At 49.9% G+C, this 16,797-nt stretch carries 19 protein-coding genes, 1 tRNA gene and 1 pseudogene; 7 read left to right on the plus strand and 14 right to left on the minus strand.

The genetic code is table 11. The features are described 5' to 3' along the window. Positions 1 to 93: 93 nt before the first annotated feature. The 7 genes and pseudogenes from xseB to NZM04_05960 all read right to left on the minus strand — a co-directional run bounded on the left by xseB (position 94) and on the right by NZM04_05960 (position 4,864). A pseudogene (gene xseB / locus NZM04_05930) lies at positions 94 to 285 on the minus strand (exodeoxyribonuclease VII small subunit). After that, positions 278 to 1,531 (minus strand): aminotransferase class III-fold pyridoxal phosphate-dependent enzyme, encoded by a 1,254-nt coding sequence (locus NZM04_05935; GenBank protein ID MCS7063567.1) that lies wholly within the window; start codon positions 1,529 to 1,531, stop codon positions 278 to 280. Before NZM04_05935 ends, xseB begins: the two are co-directional and overlap by 8 nt. Further along, positions 1,528 to 2,397 carry a hypothetical protein gene (locus NZM04_05940; GenBank protein ID MCS7063568.1) on the minus strand — a complete coding sequence of 290 codons (870 nt, stop codon included), beginning with the start codon at positions 2,395 to 2,397 and terminating at the stop codon, positions 1,528 to 1,530. The genes NZM04_05935 and NZM04_05940 overlap by 4 nt, the downstream gene beginning before the upstream one ends. Before the next feature lie 9 nt (positions 2,398 to 2,406). Further along, complete coding sequence (locus NZM04_05945; protein ID MCS7063569.1) at positions 2,407 to 3,303, minus strand: hypothetical protein; 897 nt, start codon at positions 3,301 to 3,303, stop codon at positions 2,407 to 2,409. Then, on the minus strand, positions 3,287 to 3,934 hold the full coding sequence (tmk, locus tag NZM04_05950) for a dTMP kinase (protein MCS7063570.1): 648 nt from the start codon (positions 3,932 to 3,934) through the stop codon (positions 3,287 to 3,289). Before tmk ends, NZM04_05945 begins: the two co-directional genes overlap by 17 nt. Before the next feature lie 45 nt (positions 3,935 to 3,979). Beyond that, positions 3,980 to 4,456: a 2-C-methyl-D-erythritol 2,4-cyclodiphosphate synthase gene (ispF, locus tag NZM04_05955; protein MCS7063571.1), complete on the minus strand. Its 477-nt coding sequence runs from the start codon at positions 4,454 to 4,456 to the stop codon at positions 3,980 to 3,982. Positions 4,457 to 4,516: 60 nt separating this feature from the next. Further along, positions 4,517 to 4,864, minus strand: coding sequence for a hypothetical protein (locus tag NZM04_05960; GenBank protein MCS7063572.1), 348 nt, complete (start codon positions 4,862 to 4,864; stop codon positions 4,517 to 4,519). Here NZM04_05960 and NZM04_05965 point away from each other — a divergent pair. From NZM04_05965 to NZM04_05985, 5 genes are all read left to right on the plus strand, one after another. Then, entirely contained in the window at positions 4,778 to 5,464 is a 687-nt protein-coding gene (locus tag NZM04_05965) for an NAD(+)/NADH kinase (GenBank protein MCS7063573.1), read from the plus strand. The two genes, NZM04_05960 and NZM04_05965, sit on opposite strands and share 87 nt — an antisense overlap. 62 nt (positions 5,465 to 5,526) lie before the next feature. Next, positions 5,527 to 5,985, plus strand: coding sequence for a PTS sugar transporter subunit IIA (locus tag NZM04_05970; protein MCS7063574.1), 459 nt, complete (start codon positions 5,527 to 5,529; stop codon positions 5,983 to 5,985). Positions 5,986 to 6,041: 56 nt separating this feature from the next. Continuing rightward, a complete protein-coding gene (locus tag NZM04_05975) occupies positions 6,042 to 7,073 on the plus strand; it encodes a peptidylprolyl isomerase (GenBank protein ID MCS7063575.1) in 1,032 nt (343 codons plus the stop codon). A 55-nt stretch (positions 7,074 to 7,128) separates the two neighbouring features. Beyond that, the gene (gene alaS, locus NZM04_05980; protein ID MCS7063576.1) at positions 7,129 to 9,951 is read left to right on the plus strand and encodes an alanine--tRNA ligase; all 2,823 of its coding nucleotides are present in this window, start codon (positions 7,129 to 7,131) and stop codon (positions 9,949 to 9,951) included. A gap of 5 nt (positions 9,952 to 9,956) precedes the next feature. Then, positions 9,957 to 10,364 (plus strand): hypothetical protein, encoded by a 408-nt coding sequence (locus tag NZM04_05985; protein MCS7063577.1) that lies wholly within the window; start codon positions 9,957 to 9,959, stop codon positions 10,362 to 10,364. 12 nt (positions 10,365 to 10,376) lie between these two features. On the opposite strand, the gene NZM04_05990 is transcribed toward NZM04_05985, so the two are convergent. From NZM04_05990 to NZM04_06010, 5 genes are read right to left on the minus strand one after another with little or no spacing between them, the layout of a single operon-like run. After that, a complete protein-coding gene (locus NZM04_05990; GenBank protein ID MCS7063578.1) occupies positions 10,377 to 11,162 on the minus strand; it encodes a type I 3-dehydroquinate dehydratase in 786 nt (261 codons plus the stop codon). Between the two features lie 6 nt (positions 11,163 to 11,168). Next, on the minus strand, positions 11,169 to 11,765 hold the full coding sequence (locus NZM04_05995; GenBank protein MCS7063579.1) for an LON peptidase substrate-binding domain-containing protein: 597 nt from the start codon (positions 11,763 to 11,765) through the stop codon (positions 11,169 to 11,171). A gap of 44 nt (positions 11,766 to 11,809) precedes the next feature. Further along, positions 11,810 to 12,229, minus strand: coding sequence for a secondary thiamine-phosphate synthase enzyme YjbQ (locus tag NZM04_06000; GenBank protein MCS7063580.1), 420 nt, complete (start codon positions 12,227 to 12,229; stop codon positions 11,810 to 11,812). 38 nt (positions 12,230 to 12,267) lie between these two features. Continuing rightward, positions 12,268 to 12,684 carry a DUF420 domain-containing protein gene (locus NZM04_06005; protein ID MCS7063581.1) on the minus strand — a complete coding sequence of 139 codons (417 nt, stop codon included), beginning with the start codon at positions 12,682 to 12,684 and terminating at the stop codon, positions 12,268 to 12,270. A gap of 18 nt (positions 12,685 to 12,702) precedes the next feature. Next, the gene (locus NZM04_06010) at positions 12,703 to 13,359 is read right to left on the minus strand and encodes an SCO family protein (GenBank protein MCS7063582.1); all 657 of its coding nucleotides are present in this window, start codon (positions 13,357 to 13,359) and stop codon (positions 12,703 to 12,705) included. Between the two features lie 267 nt (positions 13,360 to 13,626). Here NZM04_06010 and NZM04_06015 point away from each other — a divergent pair, with 267 nt between their 5' ends. After that, positions 13,627 to 13,974, plus strand: a complete 348-nt coding sequence (locus NZM04_06015) for a Spy/CpxP family protein refolding chaperone (protein MCS7063583.1) — start codon at positions 13,627 to 13,629, stop codon at positions 13,972 to 13,974. Positions 13,975 to 14,599: 625 nt separating this feature from the next. Continuing rightward, entirely contained in the window at positions 14,600 to 15,811 is a 1,212-nt protein-coding gene (argJ, locus tag NZM04_06020) for a bifunctional glutamate N-acetyltransferase/amino-acid acetyltransferase ArgJ (GenBank protein ID MCS7063584.1), read from the plus strand. A gap of 9 nt (positions 15,812 to 15,820) precedes the next feature. Here argJ and NZM04_06025 read toward each other — a convergent pair whose 3' ends face one another. Next, the gene (locus tag NZM04_06025; protein MCS7063585.1) at positions 15,821 to 16,504 is read right to left on the minus strand and encodes a 50S ribosomal protein L25; all 684 of its coding nucleotides are present in this window, start codon (positions 16,502 to 16,504) and stop codon (positions 15,821 to 15,823) included. A gap of 150 nt (positions 16,505 to 16,654) precedes the next feature. Beyond that, positions 16,655 to 16,726 (minus strand) — tRNA-Cys (locus NZM04_06030). Positions 16,727 to 16,797: the final 71 nt, after the last annotated feature.

Consider the following 16,797-nt stretch of genomic DNA (forward strand, 5'->3'; position numbering starts at 1 on the left):
CCCCCCCCCCCCCCCCCCCCCCCCCCCCCCCCCCCCCCCCCCCCCCCCCCCCCCCCCCCCCCCCCCCCCCCCCCATTGCTCTTGTGTGATGAGGTCGATTTTTAGTTGTGCTTGTTGGAGGTGGTTTTCGCAGATTGCGGCTAGGGTGCGTCCTTTTTCGTAGGCGGTGATGAGGTCTTGGAGGGGGAGTTGGCCGGATTCGAGTTTTTCGATGAGGTTTTCGAGTTGGGCTAGGGCTTCTTCGAAGCTGAGTGAGGGTTGGGAGGGGGGGTTGGGGTTAGTCATGTGTGGTGGGGTGAGGATAGGTGTGGGGGTGTGTTTGGGAAAGTGTGGATTTTAGGGAGGCGAAGGCGATTTGGGAGCGGTGTATGATTTCGTTTATTTCATAGTCGGTGTGGGCGGCGCAGAGGAATCCGTTGTGGTGGGGGTGGAGGAAGACGTGTTGGCGCATGAGGAGGTGGGTGAAGGTTTGTAGGAGGAGAAGCGAGGGGTCGTTTTCGAAGTGTGGTGTGGGCATTGCGGGGGGTCCTGTGAGGGTGAAGGAGAGGGAGTGTTGGGCGGCGAGTTGTTCTAGTGAATTTTTGAGTCGTAGGCCTTGTTGGTGGAGGAATTGGGGGATGTTGTTTTTTTCGATGAGGTCTAGGGTTGCGAGTGCGGCGGCCATGCTGGCTGCGCTGTGCCAGGTGGAGCCGGTGAAGAAGACTCTTTCGGCGGCGCGGCGTAGGTGGGCTGCGCCGAGGCAGGCGGATATGGGGAAGCCGTTGGCGAGGGCTTTTCCGTAGCAGGCGAGGTCGGGTGTGAGGTTGAAAATTTTGTGTGAGCCGCGGTGGTGGAGGCGGAAGCCTGCGCGGATGTCGTCGAGGATGATTTGGATGCCGTGTTGGCGGCAGGTGTTTTGAATGGTGGGGAAAAAGTCGGGGGAGGGGAGTTGGGCGGGTGCGAAGTTTGGGTGGTGGAATGGGGTGAGGATGATGGCGGCGATTTGGTTGTGGTGTTTTTTTATGAGGGTGTGGAAGTGATTGAGGTCGTTCCAGGGGAAGGTGTGGATGTGTCGGCGTTCTTCAGGTAGGATGCCGGCGATGGAGGGTGCGCACCAGGGTGCGGTGCCGTGGTAGGCGCCTGAGATGGAGAGGATTTTGGGGCGGCGGGTGTGTTCGCGGGCGACTTGTATGGCGTAGGTGGTGACGTCGGTGCCGTTTTTGGCGAAGACTGCCCAGGCGGCGAATTGTGTGAGGGAGATTAGGCGGTCGGCTAGGTCGAGCATTAGTGGGGTGGGGTGGTTGAGGCAGTCGCTGTTGTGGAGTTGGCGTATTGCGGCTTCGAGGACGGTGGGGTGGGCGTAGCCGAGGATGTTGGTGCCGTAGGCGCACATGAGGTCGAGCCATTCGTTGCCGTCGGCATCTATGTAGCGGGCGCCTTTGGCTTTGATGGCGAATGCGGGTGCGGTTTGTGGGTGGGAGAGGATGGGGGAGGTGTGGCCGTAGATGGAGCCGGGGATGAGGCGGCTTGCGCGTGAGAGGAGGGGGTTCATGTTGTGGTGAGGTAGGTGTGTGTGCGGAGCATGATGGTGTGTAGGGCTTGGGCAAAGGGGATGAGGCCTGTGAGTGAGATTTGTTGGTTGAGGATGGCAGTGGAGGTGTCGAGTTGTTGGGTGAGGGCTGCGTGGGCGATGTGGGAGGTTTTGAATTGGACTTGGACGCGGGGGAGGGATGGGGTGGGGGAGGGGGTATGGGGGGTGTGGGTTGGATAGATGGTGAATGTGTTGTTTTGGTGGAGGAGGGTGTATGAGGTGTTGGAGTCGGCGATGGTGAATTGGGCTATTGCTTGTGGAAGGGTGAGGTGAGCGATGAGGGGATCGTCGGAGTAGGAGAGGTATGGTGGGATGGAGGTGAGTGCGGTTTGGAGGAGGAGGGAGTTTTTGAGTTGGAGTAGTTTGGGATCGTGAGGTGGATGGGGGTTGAGCATGAATTTTTTGTAGGGTTGGGCTTGGTGCAGGATGTGGATGAGGTGGGGGAAGGCGTTTAGGGAGCCCCATGGGAGGAGTAGGGGAATTGTGAATTGGCGGCGAATGATTTTGTGTAGTGAGGTGGGGGATGGGAGGAGGAGGTGGAGTTTTTTTGGGGCTCGGGGAATGGGAGTGGTTGGGAGGAGGTTGTGGGTGAGGAGTTGGGCTTTTGTGTTGACCTGGGATCGGTGGAGGTAGATTTCGGTGTAGCCTATGGCGGGGCAGAGGAGTTTTATTGTTGTGGGGGGATCGGGCGTGGTGGTGGGTTGTGCGTGGGGGTGGGTATAGGTGAATGAGGCTAGGGTGGGTAGGATGGAGAATAGGAAGAGGGACGAGGTGAGGGTGGCTTGGGTTTTATGGGGGGGCGAGGGATGGGGATTGGGTGAGGGCATGGGGTTTGCTTAGTGAGGGGGAGTGGGGGAGGGGTCGAGGAGGGGGAGTTGTTTTTCTATGCGGTAGAGTTGCCAGCAGGCGTATTCGATGGCGAGGGCGGGGTCGACTTTGAGCTCTAGAGCGTGATTGAGTTGGTCAATGATTTTTATGGATTGGCTGTAGTAGTGGAGGAGGGAGGGAGATAGGTTAGGGGTGTGGAGTTTTTCTGAGTAGGCGTGGATGAGGTTGAGGAGGAGGAGGCTGCGTTGTTGTTGGACAGCAGATTCAGCGAGGGCTTTGGCAGTTTCTTCATCGGGGTGCTCGAATTCATGTTGGGTTGATAGGCGTTGGTAGATTTGTTCGATGGCATTTTGTAAGATTCGTGCGCGGTGGTAGGGTTGGAGGCGGTGGGGTTGGTGAGGGGAGAACCATTCTTCGATGAGTGAGCGGCTTTCTGGTAGGGGATCGGGTGGGGGGGTGTGTAGGAAGATGTTGAGGCAACGGGAGCGGATAGTTTCTAGGAGGGTGTTAGGTTGTGTAGTGGTGAGGATGAAGAGGGTGTGGGGGGGAGGTTCTTCAAGGGTTTTAAGGAAGGCATTGGCTGCGGTGGCTTGGCCTTGGCAGAGACGGTCGGCTTCGAGAATGAGGGTGAGTTTGTAGTCGGCTAGGAGTGGTTTGAGATAAATTTCGTTTTCTAGGGCACGGATTTGGTCGATTTTGATGACACGTGCTTTTCCGGATGGGGCGACGATGTGTAGATCTGGATGTGGTGGGGAGGAGGTGGGTAGGATGATTTGTGCGATGGCGTGGGCTATTTTTTCAAGCGCGTCGGTGGTTTGGCCGATGAGGAGGTAGGCGTGAGCGAGGCGGCGTTGGCGGAGGGCCGCTTGGATTTGGGTGAGGAGTTGCTCAGAGTGAAAAGGCATGGGAGACGTGTTGCCAGATATTTTCAGCGACGATAGGGGGGGGTGGAGAGGCGGGGATGATTTTTATGCGCTGTGGATGAGCTTGAGCGAGCTGGCGGTATCCGGAGATGATTTGCTCGAAGAAGCGAGAGGATTGATCTTCCATTCTGTCGAATTGGTTAGCTTCGGAATGAGTTCTGAGGTGTAGCCGTGCTTGAGCTTCTTTTAGGGAAATGTCAAGTAGGAAAGTGAGGGTTGGGACGAGGTTTTGCGTGGCGAATTGGTTGATGGTATCGACGGTGGCTAGGGGTAATGAACGTCCGATGCCTTGATACACAATTGATGAGTCAGCGAAGCGGTCACAAATTACCCAGTGGTTTTTTTTTAGGGCGGGGATGATCGTCTCATGAATGAGTTGCGCGCGAGAGGCGGCGAAGAGTAAAAGTTCAGTCTCTGGGCACATGCCGATGCCTTCACGGCTGTGTTTGAGGAGGTGGCGGATTTGTTCTCCGAGGGCGGTTCCGCCGGGTTCGCGGCAGAGGATAACAGTGTGGCCGAGGTCTTCGAGTCGTTTCTTGAGGAGGTGAGATTGTGTGGACTTACCGGATGCTTCAGTGCCTTCGAAGGTGATGAATCGGAGGGGGTTGGTCAAAGTTGTCATCGGATGAACGAAGAGTGAGGCGAGGTGAGTAAATTTTTAGGGCAGGTTAACAAGTGCAACAGCGATGGCAGCGATTCCTTCTTTACGGCCGAGGAACCCGAGGTTTTCGTTGGTTGTGGCTTTAATCCCGATCTGGGAGGGATGGACTTGAAGCGAAGAGGCGATTGTCGACTTCATTGCTGGGATGTGTGGGGAAATTTTAGGAGATTCGGCAATTATTGTGGCATCGATATTATGGAGAGTGGCGTTTTTTTGGTTCATTATCTTTGTGATGTGATCGATGAATTGTATGCTTGGGGCGTTTTTCCAACGAGGATCGGTATTGGGGAAGTGGTGACCAATATCGCCTTCTCCTAATGCACCGAGTAGAGCGTCAGCGATGGCGTGAAGGAGGACGTCTGCATCTGAGTGGCCTTCTAGGCCATGAGAATGAGGAACATGAAGGCCACCGAGGAAGAGAGGTCGAGCGGGGATGAGGCGATGAACGTCGTAGCCGATTCCTATTCTTAACATGCGGGGTATGCTTTATCTAAGCGCGGATTGTGACAAGGAAAATTGTCGGGATCGAGTTTTTCAGAAAGAAGAGGATTTGAGTTTTTGGTTTTCCCTGATAAGGGGAAGGTGATGGAGAAGCAAGTGAGTAAGGGTGTTTTGAAAAAGCGCGTTGGGGTTGTGGTTAATGTCAATAAAGGTGGAGCAAAGGAACTTTTGGACGAGATTGAGAGAGTGGTGGTTGAGTGTGGAGAGGGAGTCGAAGTTTTGTTGGAAGAGCGAACTGCTGCCTTTGTGGGTGGAAGAGGTGTGAAAATAACTGAGATTTGTCATCAGGCCGATGTGCTTTTGGTAGCGGGCGGCGACGGGTCTTTGTTGAGAGTTGTTCATCGGGTTTTTCCTCATCAAATTCCAATTTTGGGGATTCACATGGGGAGTTTGGGTTTTCTTACTGGCGCGCGGAGGGAGGATCTAAAGAAGGCTATTGTGGCTATCGAATCTCAAAGTTTTTATTGCAGTCCAAGGATGGTTCTTGAAGCGACGATCAGAATGGAGGGAAGACAAGAAAAAATCCCTTGTGCTTTGAATGACATCGTAATTACTCGAGCTCCGCAAGGGCAGATGATTCGGATGGGTGTGAAGGTAAATGATAAAGTCATGACGGAATATATGGCAGATGGCCTAATTGTAGCGACGCCTACGGGGTCAACAGCGTATTCCCTCGCAGCGGGTGGACCAATTGTAAGTCCGGATGCGGGGGTGATTATCGTCACTCCATTGTCGCCACACACATTGAGCAATCGTTCTGTAGTATTAGGTGGAGACGCGATAGTAACCGTTGAGATTACTGGGGGGCGTCCCCCCGCTTACATCGAGTATGACGGATGTTCGTTGGGAGAATGGTATGCAGGGGCTATCCTTGAAATCAAAGCTTCAGCACACAAAGTAAGCTTGGCTTATATCCCGGGAAATGATTTTTTTCATTTGCTCCGAAGCAAGCTTGCATGGAAAGGCATGAATATAAGTTAATTTAAGTTAATTTTACTTTGCATTTTTAACTACAGCCTTAATAAGAGCAGGGCATTCGCAGTATGCTGATTAGCCGCCTTCTTAAACCATCGCTCATCAATCTGAATCTAAAAAGCACTAAGCGCACGAATGCGATTTATGAGACGGCTAGTCTCCTCAACGGCCATCCTTCGCTTCTAAATTTTGAAGGTTTCTATCAAGAGCTACTTGCACGCGAACGGGTCGAGACTACCTGCATTGGAAACTCAATAGCTTTTCCTCATGCACGAACTGATCACGTTAAATCTCTGATTCTAGCTGTAGGCCGAAGCAATGAGGGGATACTTTTTGAAAATTGCAATCAAATAGTCCGGCTTATTTTTGTTATTGGCACTCCCAAACGGATGACTACCGAATACCTCACAGTTGTCGGAGCGCTCGCTCGTATTCTGAAAGATCCCTCGAATCGAGAGGCGCTCTTAAAGGCAGAAAAGCCGGAGGACTTTCTACAAATTATTGAAGATTTTGAAGGAAAACTATAGCTTTGTTTGCTACTACGTCCGCGTTGAAATTACAGCCCTCAGCGTTCTGAATTTATATGACTATTTTCCGAGCTAATCTTTTTTACTTTGCCTTACTCATTCATTCACTCTCTGCTACGGGCATATCTTCAGAGCAGAAACAATCCCCAGCAGCAAGACCAGAAGAAATTTTAGTCCAAGCCAAGTCTTTTACTATCACCCGTAAAGATCTTGATAAGGAGCTCGGCTTTATTCTGAGAAAACTTGACCTGAAACTTCAAACGCTCACCCCAGTCCAGCGTAAGCACTTTGAGATTGCAGCGTTAAAATCGGTTACTCGACGAATGCTCCTAAGCAATGCAGCTAAAGAAATCCACGCTGCTGACCTTGAAAAAAAAATTGAGCATCAACTCCAAGAATACAAAGAGCAATTTTTATCTGAGGATTTATTTTTGAAGGCTCTTGAGGAACAAGAATTGACGGAACAGGAGCTCAAGAAACAAATAGCTGACTCAATCCGTATCCAAGAGCTTATTCGGCAACGTCTGCCGCCCCCACCGAGTCCTTCAGATCAAGCGGTTCGGCAGTTCTTCGACCAAAATAAAGACAAACTGGACCAACCAGAAATGGTTCGCGTCAGTCACATTTCAGTTCTGGTGCCGCCTGAAGCGAGTGCGGACGATCGCCATGCTAAACGCCAAGCATTAGAGTCCATCAGACAGCGTGTTATGCTAGGTGAGGATTTTGCGAAGCTTGCACGTGAGATTTCCAAGGAAAAAAACGATGGCGATCTTGGTTGGATAGCCCGCGGCACGCTTGGCAAGGAATTTGACGATGTGGCTTTCAAGTTAAAACCGGGCCAAGTCAGCGAAATCTTTGCCACTGATCGTGGTTTCCATTTCGTCATGGTGCGCGACCGGAAGGAAGCTCGGAAAGCTCAACTCGATCAACTCAAGCCTCAGATTGAGCAATTCCTCACTCAAGAGGCGCAACTCGACGCCATCGATAAGCTCGTGGCACAGCTTGAAAAGGAAGAAAACGTCCGATATCTCGACAAAGTGGCTTCACCGACTTCCACTTCTTCGCCGAGCTCGAAGAAGAAGCGTTGATCCTTTGTTATCAAAAAGCTCGCCCATCTCGCGGTGCTTTTGCTAAGCCAACCTCATGCAATCTTCGGACGTTAGAAAAAGCTTCCTAGATTTCTTTGCGGAAAAACAGCACACCATCGTTCCTTCCAGTAGTCTGTTGCCCGATTCTCCCAACTTGCTTTTCACCAATGCTGGGATGAATCAATTTGTGCCCATTTTTCTCTCACAAGCGCCTTGCCCTTATCGTCCGCCACGAGCTGCAGATACCCAGAAATGCATCCGAGCCGGCGGAAAACATAATGATTTAGACGATGTCGGCCATGACACTTATCATCACACTTTTTTTGAGATGCTTGGGAACTGGAGCTTCGGCGACTATTTCAAACAAGAGGCCATTACCTGGGCTTGGGAATTGCTAGTCGATCGCTGGAATTTTCCACCGCATCGTCTCTTTGCAACGGTTTACAGGCCCGCTCAGACGGAGCCTGCTTCCTTTGATGAAGAAGCCTATGCGATCTGGCAAGACGTGTTTCGCTCAGCAGGTCTCGATCCACAGGTGCATATCCTCTTTGGAAGCAAAAAGGATAATTTTTGGATGATGGGGGATACAGGTCCTTGCGGTCCGTGCTCTGAAATTCACGTGAACCTTCTGCCTGATCGGGAGTATCGTCCTGACACAGGGCGCTCGCTGGTCAATTCAGGCAGTCCTCAGTGCATTGAGATTTGGAACCTTGTTTTTATTCAGTTCAACGCCACTGCGGATGGATCATTTGTTCCGCTTCCCTCTCGGCATGTGGATACGGGAATGGGCTTTGAGCGGGTTTGCTCAATTATTCAAGGCACAAAAGGATTCACGCAATTTGACAATTTGCACATTTCAAACTATGCCACAGACGTATTTCGTGAGATCCTGCTTGCGATAGCTGAAAGGGCCATTTCAAGCCATTCTCAGAATCAGTCTGTCTTACAATCTATCGCTTCAACAGAGTGCATTCTTGATTTCGAAAGGATCTTGCCTCAGCCTTTGACTGTTGCTTTTCGAGTTATTGCGGATCATCTACGGACTTTGGCGTTTGCGATTGCGGATGGGATCTGGCCGAGCAATGAAGGACGGGGGTATGTGCTACGACGCATTCTAAGGCGGGCCGTTAAATTTGGGAGGGTGGAGCTTGGTATACAAGGTCCGTTTCTCTTTGAGATTGTCCCGGCTTTGGTGAAGAAGTTTGCGCCGACTTTTCCTGAGCTTGCTGATCAGGAGAGCACTATTGTTTCTGTGATTAAGGCAGAAGAAGAAAGTTTCGGGAAAACGGTGGAGCGCGGGTTATCGCTTTTTCGAGAGGAGCGGCAACGTTTACAGTCAGCACAAATTCAGCAGCTCTCAGGTGAGTTTATTTTTCGTCTTTATGATACCTACGGTTTTCCCTACGACTTGACGGAGCTCCTCGCTCGCGAGGCGCATCTTACGATGGATCGAGAAGGCTTTGATCGCGCAATGGAAGAGCAGCGCCAGCGTAGCTTAGCAGCTCATAAACGTGTTGTTATCGAGGTGAATCAGGATGGGGATTCTGCAATCGTCACACGCTTTATAGGATACGAAGCGGGGGAAGGCAAAGGCACAGTGCTTGAAGTGAATCCTCAACCGCCGTTCGTCATCCTTTCTGAGACGCCGTGCTACGCGGAGATGGGCGGGCAAGTCGGGGATCAAGGGACGCTTTATTTTGAGACGGAGACTTACTCCATTTTGGATACGCAAAAAGGAAAAGGTGGAGCGGTGATTCATCTTCTTGATCGGGCTTTTACTGGACCGAAAGGTGCAGAGGTTTTTGTGCGAATCGATCTCAAAAGGCGACATCGGATTGCTGCGCATCATACGGCTACGCATCTCTTGCATTGGGCTTTGAGGATGGTGCTTGGCAACCGTGTTGCGCAACGTGGCTCTTACGTCGGCCCTGATCGGTTGCGATTCGATTTTTCTCATGGGAAGGGAATGACTCCGGAGGAATTGTCTGCCGTGGAACGGCTTGTAACTGAAAAAATCGCGGCTGACGATCCTGTTCAAACAAGGATTCAAAGCTATCGCGAAGTAAAAATGGATCCTACGATTATGCAGTTTTTTGGGGAGAAATATGGTGATATTGTGCGTGTCGTGGATATCGGTGGATACTCTAAGGAGCTTTGTGGGGGCACGCATCTGGCTTCAACTGGTGAAGCGGGCTTTTTCAAAATTGTTTCAGAGAGTGCAATTGCTGCTGGCATTCGAAGGATAGAGGCCGTTTGCGGAGCAGGCGTGACAGACTACGCAGCAGAGGAGTGGGAACGGCTGCGTGAAGAGCTGAGTGTGCTTGCTAGGAAATATCAGGTTCCGTTGCCTATCGATTGGCCTGAGAAGCCCGGTGAGGGAAGCGATCCGAGTGAAGCTTGGGAGAGATTAGAAAAGGCAAGAGGATGCTTGCTTACGTTTCGAGAAAAAGGGAGAGAACTGGTGAGGAGAGAAAGTAAAGCTTTGGAAGAGGCTTTGAGGAAGGAAGCCGTTGAGATTTATGCTGATTATCATCAGCGCGCACGAGTCTTGCCTAGTGGAGTGCCTGTAGTCGTCGCCAATCTGTCTGGATCTCAGCATGCATCGCCAGGATTGTTGCAGGCGGTGGCCGATGCTTTTAAGCAGAGGGGGTGGAAGGGGATTTTGGTGTTGGGTTATCGAGATACCCAGAAAGCGAGCATTCTTGTGTCGGTCTCTAAGGATTATACGGGTCAGTATTCTGCAGGGACGATTGTTCAAAAGCTGGTGCCTTTAATTGGGGGCCGGGGTGGCGGGCGCTCCGATTTGGCACAAGGTGGTGGTGGACGTGTGGAAGGTCTGGAGGATGCGCTATCGTGTGTGTGGGAGTTTTTGAAGTAAGATAGATGAGAGGTGTAGGTAGAATTTTGGGGTTATTGGCTGGGGTGGTTTTGTTGTTTTATCTGGTGCGAAGCTTGCCTGATTGGATTCGGACGATCGATCGGAATACGCGGCGTAGTCTCTGTCTGAATTTGATGGGTGGTTATTATCAAGCTCTGAGTCGGTTTAAAGAGGATGCTGAGAAGGGTGGGCTAGAAGTTGTTGAGCCGATCACTCCTGAGCTATTGTATGAGCGTGGATGGATCAGTGAACGTCATTGGCGGCTGATGAAGGAGAACAGTTTTGAGTATGAACCCTTGAGGGGTGGATTGAAATGGGGCCGGGATCAAGTTCTTTTACGTTTTTGGGATGAGGGTTGGGAAGTCCTCTTGCTGGGTGATGGTGAGATTCTTAAGGTGCCGCCTGGGGAATAGGGCTGAGATGAATCAAGCTGAGGGAGGTAGGAATAGTGGGGCGAGGTTTTTTAGGATTTGGTTAACTTGATAAATCGATGGTTGTCCTGGTGCAGTGGGGTGATCGAGATAGCCGTAGATCAGTTTTGATCCGAGGCTGGCCAGAGTAACTCGTGTGAGGAGTGCTTGTGGGCCTGTAGCCATGAGAGCCCAGGGTAGCTTCGGGGCATGGATAAGGGGGTAGCAGAGGATGGAAAGTTCATGAGGGGAACGGGCTAGAGCTGCGATTTTTGCTAGGTCGGGCCGAGCCTCTGTGAACTGATTTGTGAGTTTCTGAATCTGAGATAGGGATAGGGGCTTTTTAAGGAAGTGAGCGGAAAGGCACAAAGCTACGTTGCTTTTGCGGATGCTTTTCAAAAGGGGTTGTAGAGGCTCAAGATAGGCTAATTCGAGATCTATAGCGCTTGCGTAAGGGAGGAGAGTAAATGCAAGATCCATGCGCTCGGTGTGAGAACGCCAGCGCCATTGGCCCCCTTCATGTGGGTGTCGTGGCGTGAGGAGTATGGGAATAGAGGTGTTTTTGAGGATAGAGGAGAGTTGAGAGGTGAGCGAATCAAAAGAGAGTCCGTTTTTGAGTAAGAAATCGAGGCGAATTTCAATAAGATCCACTGGAAATTTGTGGTTTTTATGTATGTGTGGGAGACGTTTCAAAGTCGATGGGGCTGAAAGGCAGGCCACGCGGAGGGGCGCATGAATGGAGCGGAGGCGATATTTGAGTTGAGCCTCAGAGGCGAGGGGAGCGGAGGAAGAGGCTTTCATGAGCCCTTAGATGTGCTCTGCGAGGTGATTGAGGGCGTCGCGAACGAGGCGAAGGCGTTCAGGGAGGAATTGTTCTTGGATGATTTTTCGTTTTACACTGAGAGATTGAATGAAGGTATGGGCAACGATGTCGCAAAGCATGTCGTGTTCGGTTAAAGAGCCGATGTATGGAGCGATCCAAGAGGGGAACTCAGAGTGGTGTGTGGTGATATGGCGTATGGTTTCTTGGATATCTTTTGCCAGCCGATCCAAGAGTGGATGGGGATCGCAGGGGTGGGTGTTGTGGAGAGTGTAGTTTGCAGTGAGGTAGGGATGGTGAGTATGAAATGCGGTGAAACGAATTCGACAAAGGCCTTGCAAGACTAAATGTGAAGTGCCGTCTGGATGATCTACGCATGCGCGGATCAGCCCAAGGCATCCGATGGGATAGGGGATCGGTTTGCGGCGTCTTGGAAGAGCTATGGCGAAGAGGCGATGTGAATCCAATGCGTGGCGTAGGAGGAGCCGATAGTGTTCTTCGTAGATGTAAAGGGGAAGAAACGCTTGGGGGAAGAGGATGGAGTCAGCGAGTAGCATGACGGGGATTTTGCCCGGGAGTTTCATAATTTTAATTTAAGTATCGGTAGGGACTTGGCGAGTCGGAATCGTTATTCACCGATGATTTTGATGAGGACTCGCTTGGGGCGACGGCCATCGAATTCACCATAGAAGATTTGTTCCCATGGGCCGAGGTCGAGCTTGCCTTGAGTGATGGCTATGGTGACGTCGCGTCCCATGAGGGTCCGCTTGAGGTGGGCATCAGCGTTGTCTTCTCCAGTGCGGTTGTGTTGGTATTGGCTATAGGGTTTTTCGGGAGCGAGTTTTTCGAGCCATTGTTCAAAATCGTGATGAAGACCAGGTTCATCATCGTTAACAAAGACAGAGGCGGTGATATGCATGGCATTGACAAGGCATAGGCCTTCACGGATTTGACTGGCGCGAACGGCTTCTGCGACTTGTGGTGTGATGTTGATCAGTGCGCGTCGAGTGGGCGTATGGAAAGTGAGTTCTTGGCGGTAGTGTTTCATATTTGTTGGGGTGAGGAAAGGTGTGGGTCTGAGATTTCCTAAATAATATATAGCATCAGGTAAATGATCACGCCGGTAAAGGAGACGTAAATCCAAATGGGCCACGTGACACGTGCTAGGGCACGATGTTTGGAGAAGTTGTTTTTGAAGGCGTGATAGAAGGTTATGAAAATCATCGGCAGCATTACGATTGCGAGAATGATGTGTGAGATCAGGATTAAAAAATAAAGAGGTCTTGTCCAATCTTGCTTAGAATATGGGACGCTAGGGTAGTTAAAATGGTAGTAGAGGTAGCTTGCTAAAAAAATTGAGGATGCGATGAAAGCTGAGACCATGCAGAGTCGATGAATGGAGATTCGGCCTTTGCGAATAGCGAGGTAACCGCCGAGGAGGAAAATGGTTGCAAGGAGGTTCAAGGCGGCGTTGAGGGTAGGGAAGATTGGGTCGGTCAGCATACGGTAAGGTAAAAAGAATTAATTTGGCAAAATGATGTTGGCTTCGCGTAGGAGTTTGCCGACGTCGTGAAGGACTTTAGGTAGGAGTTCTGGATCAAAAGCATCATAATATTGGCGTATGCGAGCTTGGTTATCTACTAGGACTAAACGAGTGCTGTGGAGAACTGCACCGTGCTCTGATTGGGCCTCGGGGGGATTTTCTGTGGCGGGTAGCAGAAAGTCTTTTTCGGCTACACGGAAGACTTCACCTTTTGCACCAGTTAAAAAATGCCAAAGCGATGGGTCTGCTTTTAGGCTTTGACTGTAGCGTTTTAAGACTTCTGGGGTGTCGTATTCGGGGTCAACTGTAAATGTTACGAGTTGAACGTAAGGTCGTGCGCGGCGGAAAGGGATTTGGAATTGCTCTAGGCGTTGAATGATGGCTGGGCATGGGCCAGGGCAACGTGTGAAAGCAAAGGCGACAAGGGAAATCTTATTGTGGAAGAGGGTTTCATTGACTGGAATGTTGTCTTGGTTGAGTAATTGAAATCGTGAGAGGATGCGAACTATTGGAAGGGGGGCATCGGTTTGTAGGGAGCGATCCTTGTAGACTTTTAGCGTGAACGCGGCAACAAGTGTAATGAGAGCCAATATGAGAAAAGCCCACAGGAAATGAGAGGTAGGATGGTTTTGCATGAGTCTTAGATCGGGCAGTTACTAGAAATTGCGAGCTGACTGTTCTAATAGGTTTGGAAATCAAACTTGGAAGGCAAAAAATTTTGTAACTTATAAACGGGCTTTTGCATCATATTGTGTGTATGAAAAGATTAATTTAGACAAAAATTCTACGGCTTCTTTTTTAAGCTTAGCATTCTTAATCTATCCTGAATTTTCTTTGCATGCCGATTCGGGCCGGCAACGGCAGGAGAGCAAATGAAATGAGCGTTTTTTTTTGCAAAGTTGATGCGAGAGTTGAGGTTAAGTGACGTCCAAAAACTACAAATCAAAGCCCTCATGCGGCAAGCGCGCGAAAAAATACGTCCACAGTGCGAATTAGTCAGGACTGAGAGGGAGAAGTTGCGCGAGTTGATGGAGGTGGATCAGCCAGATCCGAATGCTATTCGTGAACAGACAAGACAACTGGCTGGGTATGAGGCAGAATTAAACGTAGTGCGTGCAGAAGAGCGTAAAAAAATTGAGGCGGTATTGACGCCTGAGCAGTGGCAGTGTTGGAGAAGCATACAGGAAGAGCGATGCGCGCGTCTTAAGGAGTGGAGGCTTGGCCGAGATTGTAAGTGGGGTAAAAAGTAAGAACGAATAGCCTCGTTCTCACTCGATCATCTAAAGCAGCGACCTTTAAGGAATCATTTGATGCGGGTTATGTTCGGGATGAGGAACTCGTTGAATTATTCAAGTCAGGAAATGAGAAGGCTTTTGATGAGCTTGTATCTCGGCAAAAAGGTTGGGTTTTAGCTAGGATTTATCGGATAGCGGCTCTCTGCATGACGCAGGGGATTGGGCGCAGGAAGTTTTTATTAAAATGCATCGCTGTATTTAGTCATATAGAGCGCTTGCCTCATTTGAAAATTGGTTATCTAAAGTATGCACAAGGGTCTGCCTGGATGCTCTAAGGAAAAGGGAGGCGAAGGAGTGGTTATTTTTTCTTCCTAGAGAGGAACTGCTTACGGTTTTGCCCATGAAGAATCAGGGCTTCGAAAAATTTTATATGAAGCAAAGTGAAGGCTTCCTTGCCAGGATCAGGCTCAAGAGGCGGAAACTAAGTTTTATTCTGAAATGGAGGCATATTTGAGTATGGACTATATTTCGGATGGTGACAGTGAATTTCTTGTTGTCTTTGATGAAGAGGGGTAGAGCTCATAATCTTTTCGCGTGACGGTGGAGATGCTTCAGGCATGATGGCCTTCTAAGTATATCTGTGAGAGAGAGCTTCAAAATTATTAAAGGTGGAGGAGTTTGTTCTCCGCTGGGCTTTTTGGCATCGGGAGTGCATTGTGGGATCAAGAAGAACGGCCATCCTGATTTAGCATTGGTGTTATCTGAGCGCTATGCTGAGGTTGCTGCGGCTTTTACTACGAATCAAGTGAAAGCAGCACCGGTAAAGGTCTCGATGACTAAGGTCAAGAACCACATGGTGCGTGGAGTAGTCATCAACTCGGGAAATGCTAACGCGTGCACTGGATTAAAGGGGCTCGAGGACGCTCAGCAGATGGTGCGTTGGGCTGCTGAGGCTTGTGATGCTGAGGAAAAAGATTTTCTTGTATGCTCAACAGGGCGGATTGGAGTAGCGCTTCCTATGAAAAAAGTAGCTTTTGGGATAAAGAAAGCTGCGAAGGCTTTATCCAAGAGCAACGGGAAAAGGGCAGCGGAAGCGATTATGACGAGCGATACGTTTCCAAAGGAAATTGCTGTCTCGATGTATTTGGGAGAACACAAGATTACTATCGGTGGAATGGCTAAGGGAGCAGGGATGATTCATCCGAATATGGCAACGATGTTGGCCTGTATTACGACGGATGTGAAAATAGAACGTCAACTCCTACGTCGAGTTGTTGCGGATGCCGTAGAGAAGACTTTCAATCGTATTTCTGTGGATGGAGATACTTCGACGAATGATACAGTGGTGGTTCTTGCTAACGGAGCAGCTGAGAATCCAATTTTGAGAGCTTTTCACCCGCAGTTTAAGCTTTTTGAGCGAGCTTTGCTGTTTGTAATGCGATCGCTCGCTCAGATGATTGTGGCAGATGGGGAAGGGATCACGAAGGTGGTTCACTTAACGGTAAAAGGTGCCAGGAATGCACAAGACGCCAAACGCGCTGCACATGCTGTAGCTCGGTCTATGCTGGTGAAGACTTCCTGGTGTGGGGAAGACGTTAATTGGGGAAGGTTAATGGATGCGCTTGGATACTCAGAAGCAAAGGTGAGGGAGGAGCTTGTGGAGATATTCTATAATGGGCACTTAGTGGTGCAGAATGGGGTCCGCAGTCGTGTTCCTGATGCTAAGATTAAGAATGTAGTGAAACAGAAAAGCTTCTCGATTAACATCGACCTTCATCTCGGCACAGGAGAATACTCTTTGACCACGACTGATCTCACGGAAGAATACGTCCGCCTGAATAAGGGAGAGTAACTTCTAGGATCAAGAAGACTTCTTGTCTTTTTCTTTAGATGTAACAGTGGCAGACTCACCCTCTGTGGGTTTCTTTTCCTTGATAACCTCAGGCTCCGTGGTTGCGGCTGACTCAGGCGTCTGGGTTTCTTCAGCCGCAGCGGCTGCGACGCAGGCAAAGACGGGTTGATCTGGGGGATTAAGAATAGTGACTCCTGGAGGAGGCTGGATTTGCGAGACGTGAATAGATTGCCCTATATTTAGATTCGAAATGTCTACTGTGATGTGATCTGGTAGGTCTCTTGGCTTACACGCGATTTTAAGACGACGAGTCACCGTTTCCAGAATGCCACCAAAGTTTTTGACTCCTATTGATTCGCCTACTTCATGAACGGGCACTTCAACGTGTAGCGTCTCGTCAGGGTCCACCTCATGTAAGTCGATGTGAACGATGAAATCTTTTATGGGATGATGCTGGATGTCTTGCAGAACGGCCAGCTTTTTCTCTTTGCCGATTTCTAAATCAACGAGAACAGTTTCACTACTTGTGCCTTTAAGGGACTGTTGTAAAGCAACACGAGGTATCTGAATGATGGTATGCGATTTTTTTCCATAAACTACGCCCGGAACGTAGCCTTTCTTTCGCACCGATTTTACGGCGTTACGGCCGACGGCTGTTCGTGGCTCAGCTTTAATTGTTAAAGTAATCGCCATAGCAGTTACAGGTTAATAGTTCAGTCAAGCTTGTGATCAGAGTCTTGGCAAGAATTTTTGATTTGCTGAGTAATCTTCCGTATGGGGCATTGGTAAACTCTCTATCAAGTATAGGCGATTTCCAAATCGTTAGATTTTTGTTGCGCCACGAGGCGAGGGTCGGAATCGAACCGACGAATGGGGCTTTTGCAGAGCCCTGCCTTACCACTTGGCTACCCCGCCTTTAGATTATCTTTTAGTTTGGGTTACTTCCCAAAGCAACGAAAAACCTCAATTCTGGAAAAATTTGGTAT

Source organism: Candidatus Methylacidiphilales bacterium (genome assembly GCA_025056655.1).
Classification (GTDB): domain Bacteria; phylum Verrucomicrobiota; class Verrucomicrobiia; order Methylacidiphilales; family JANWVL01; genus JANWVL01.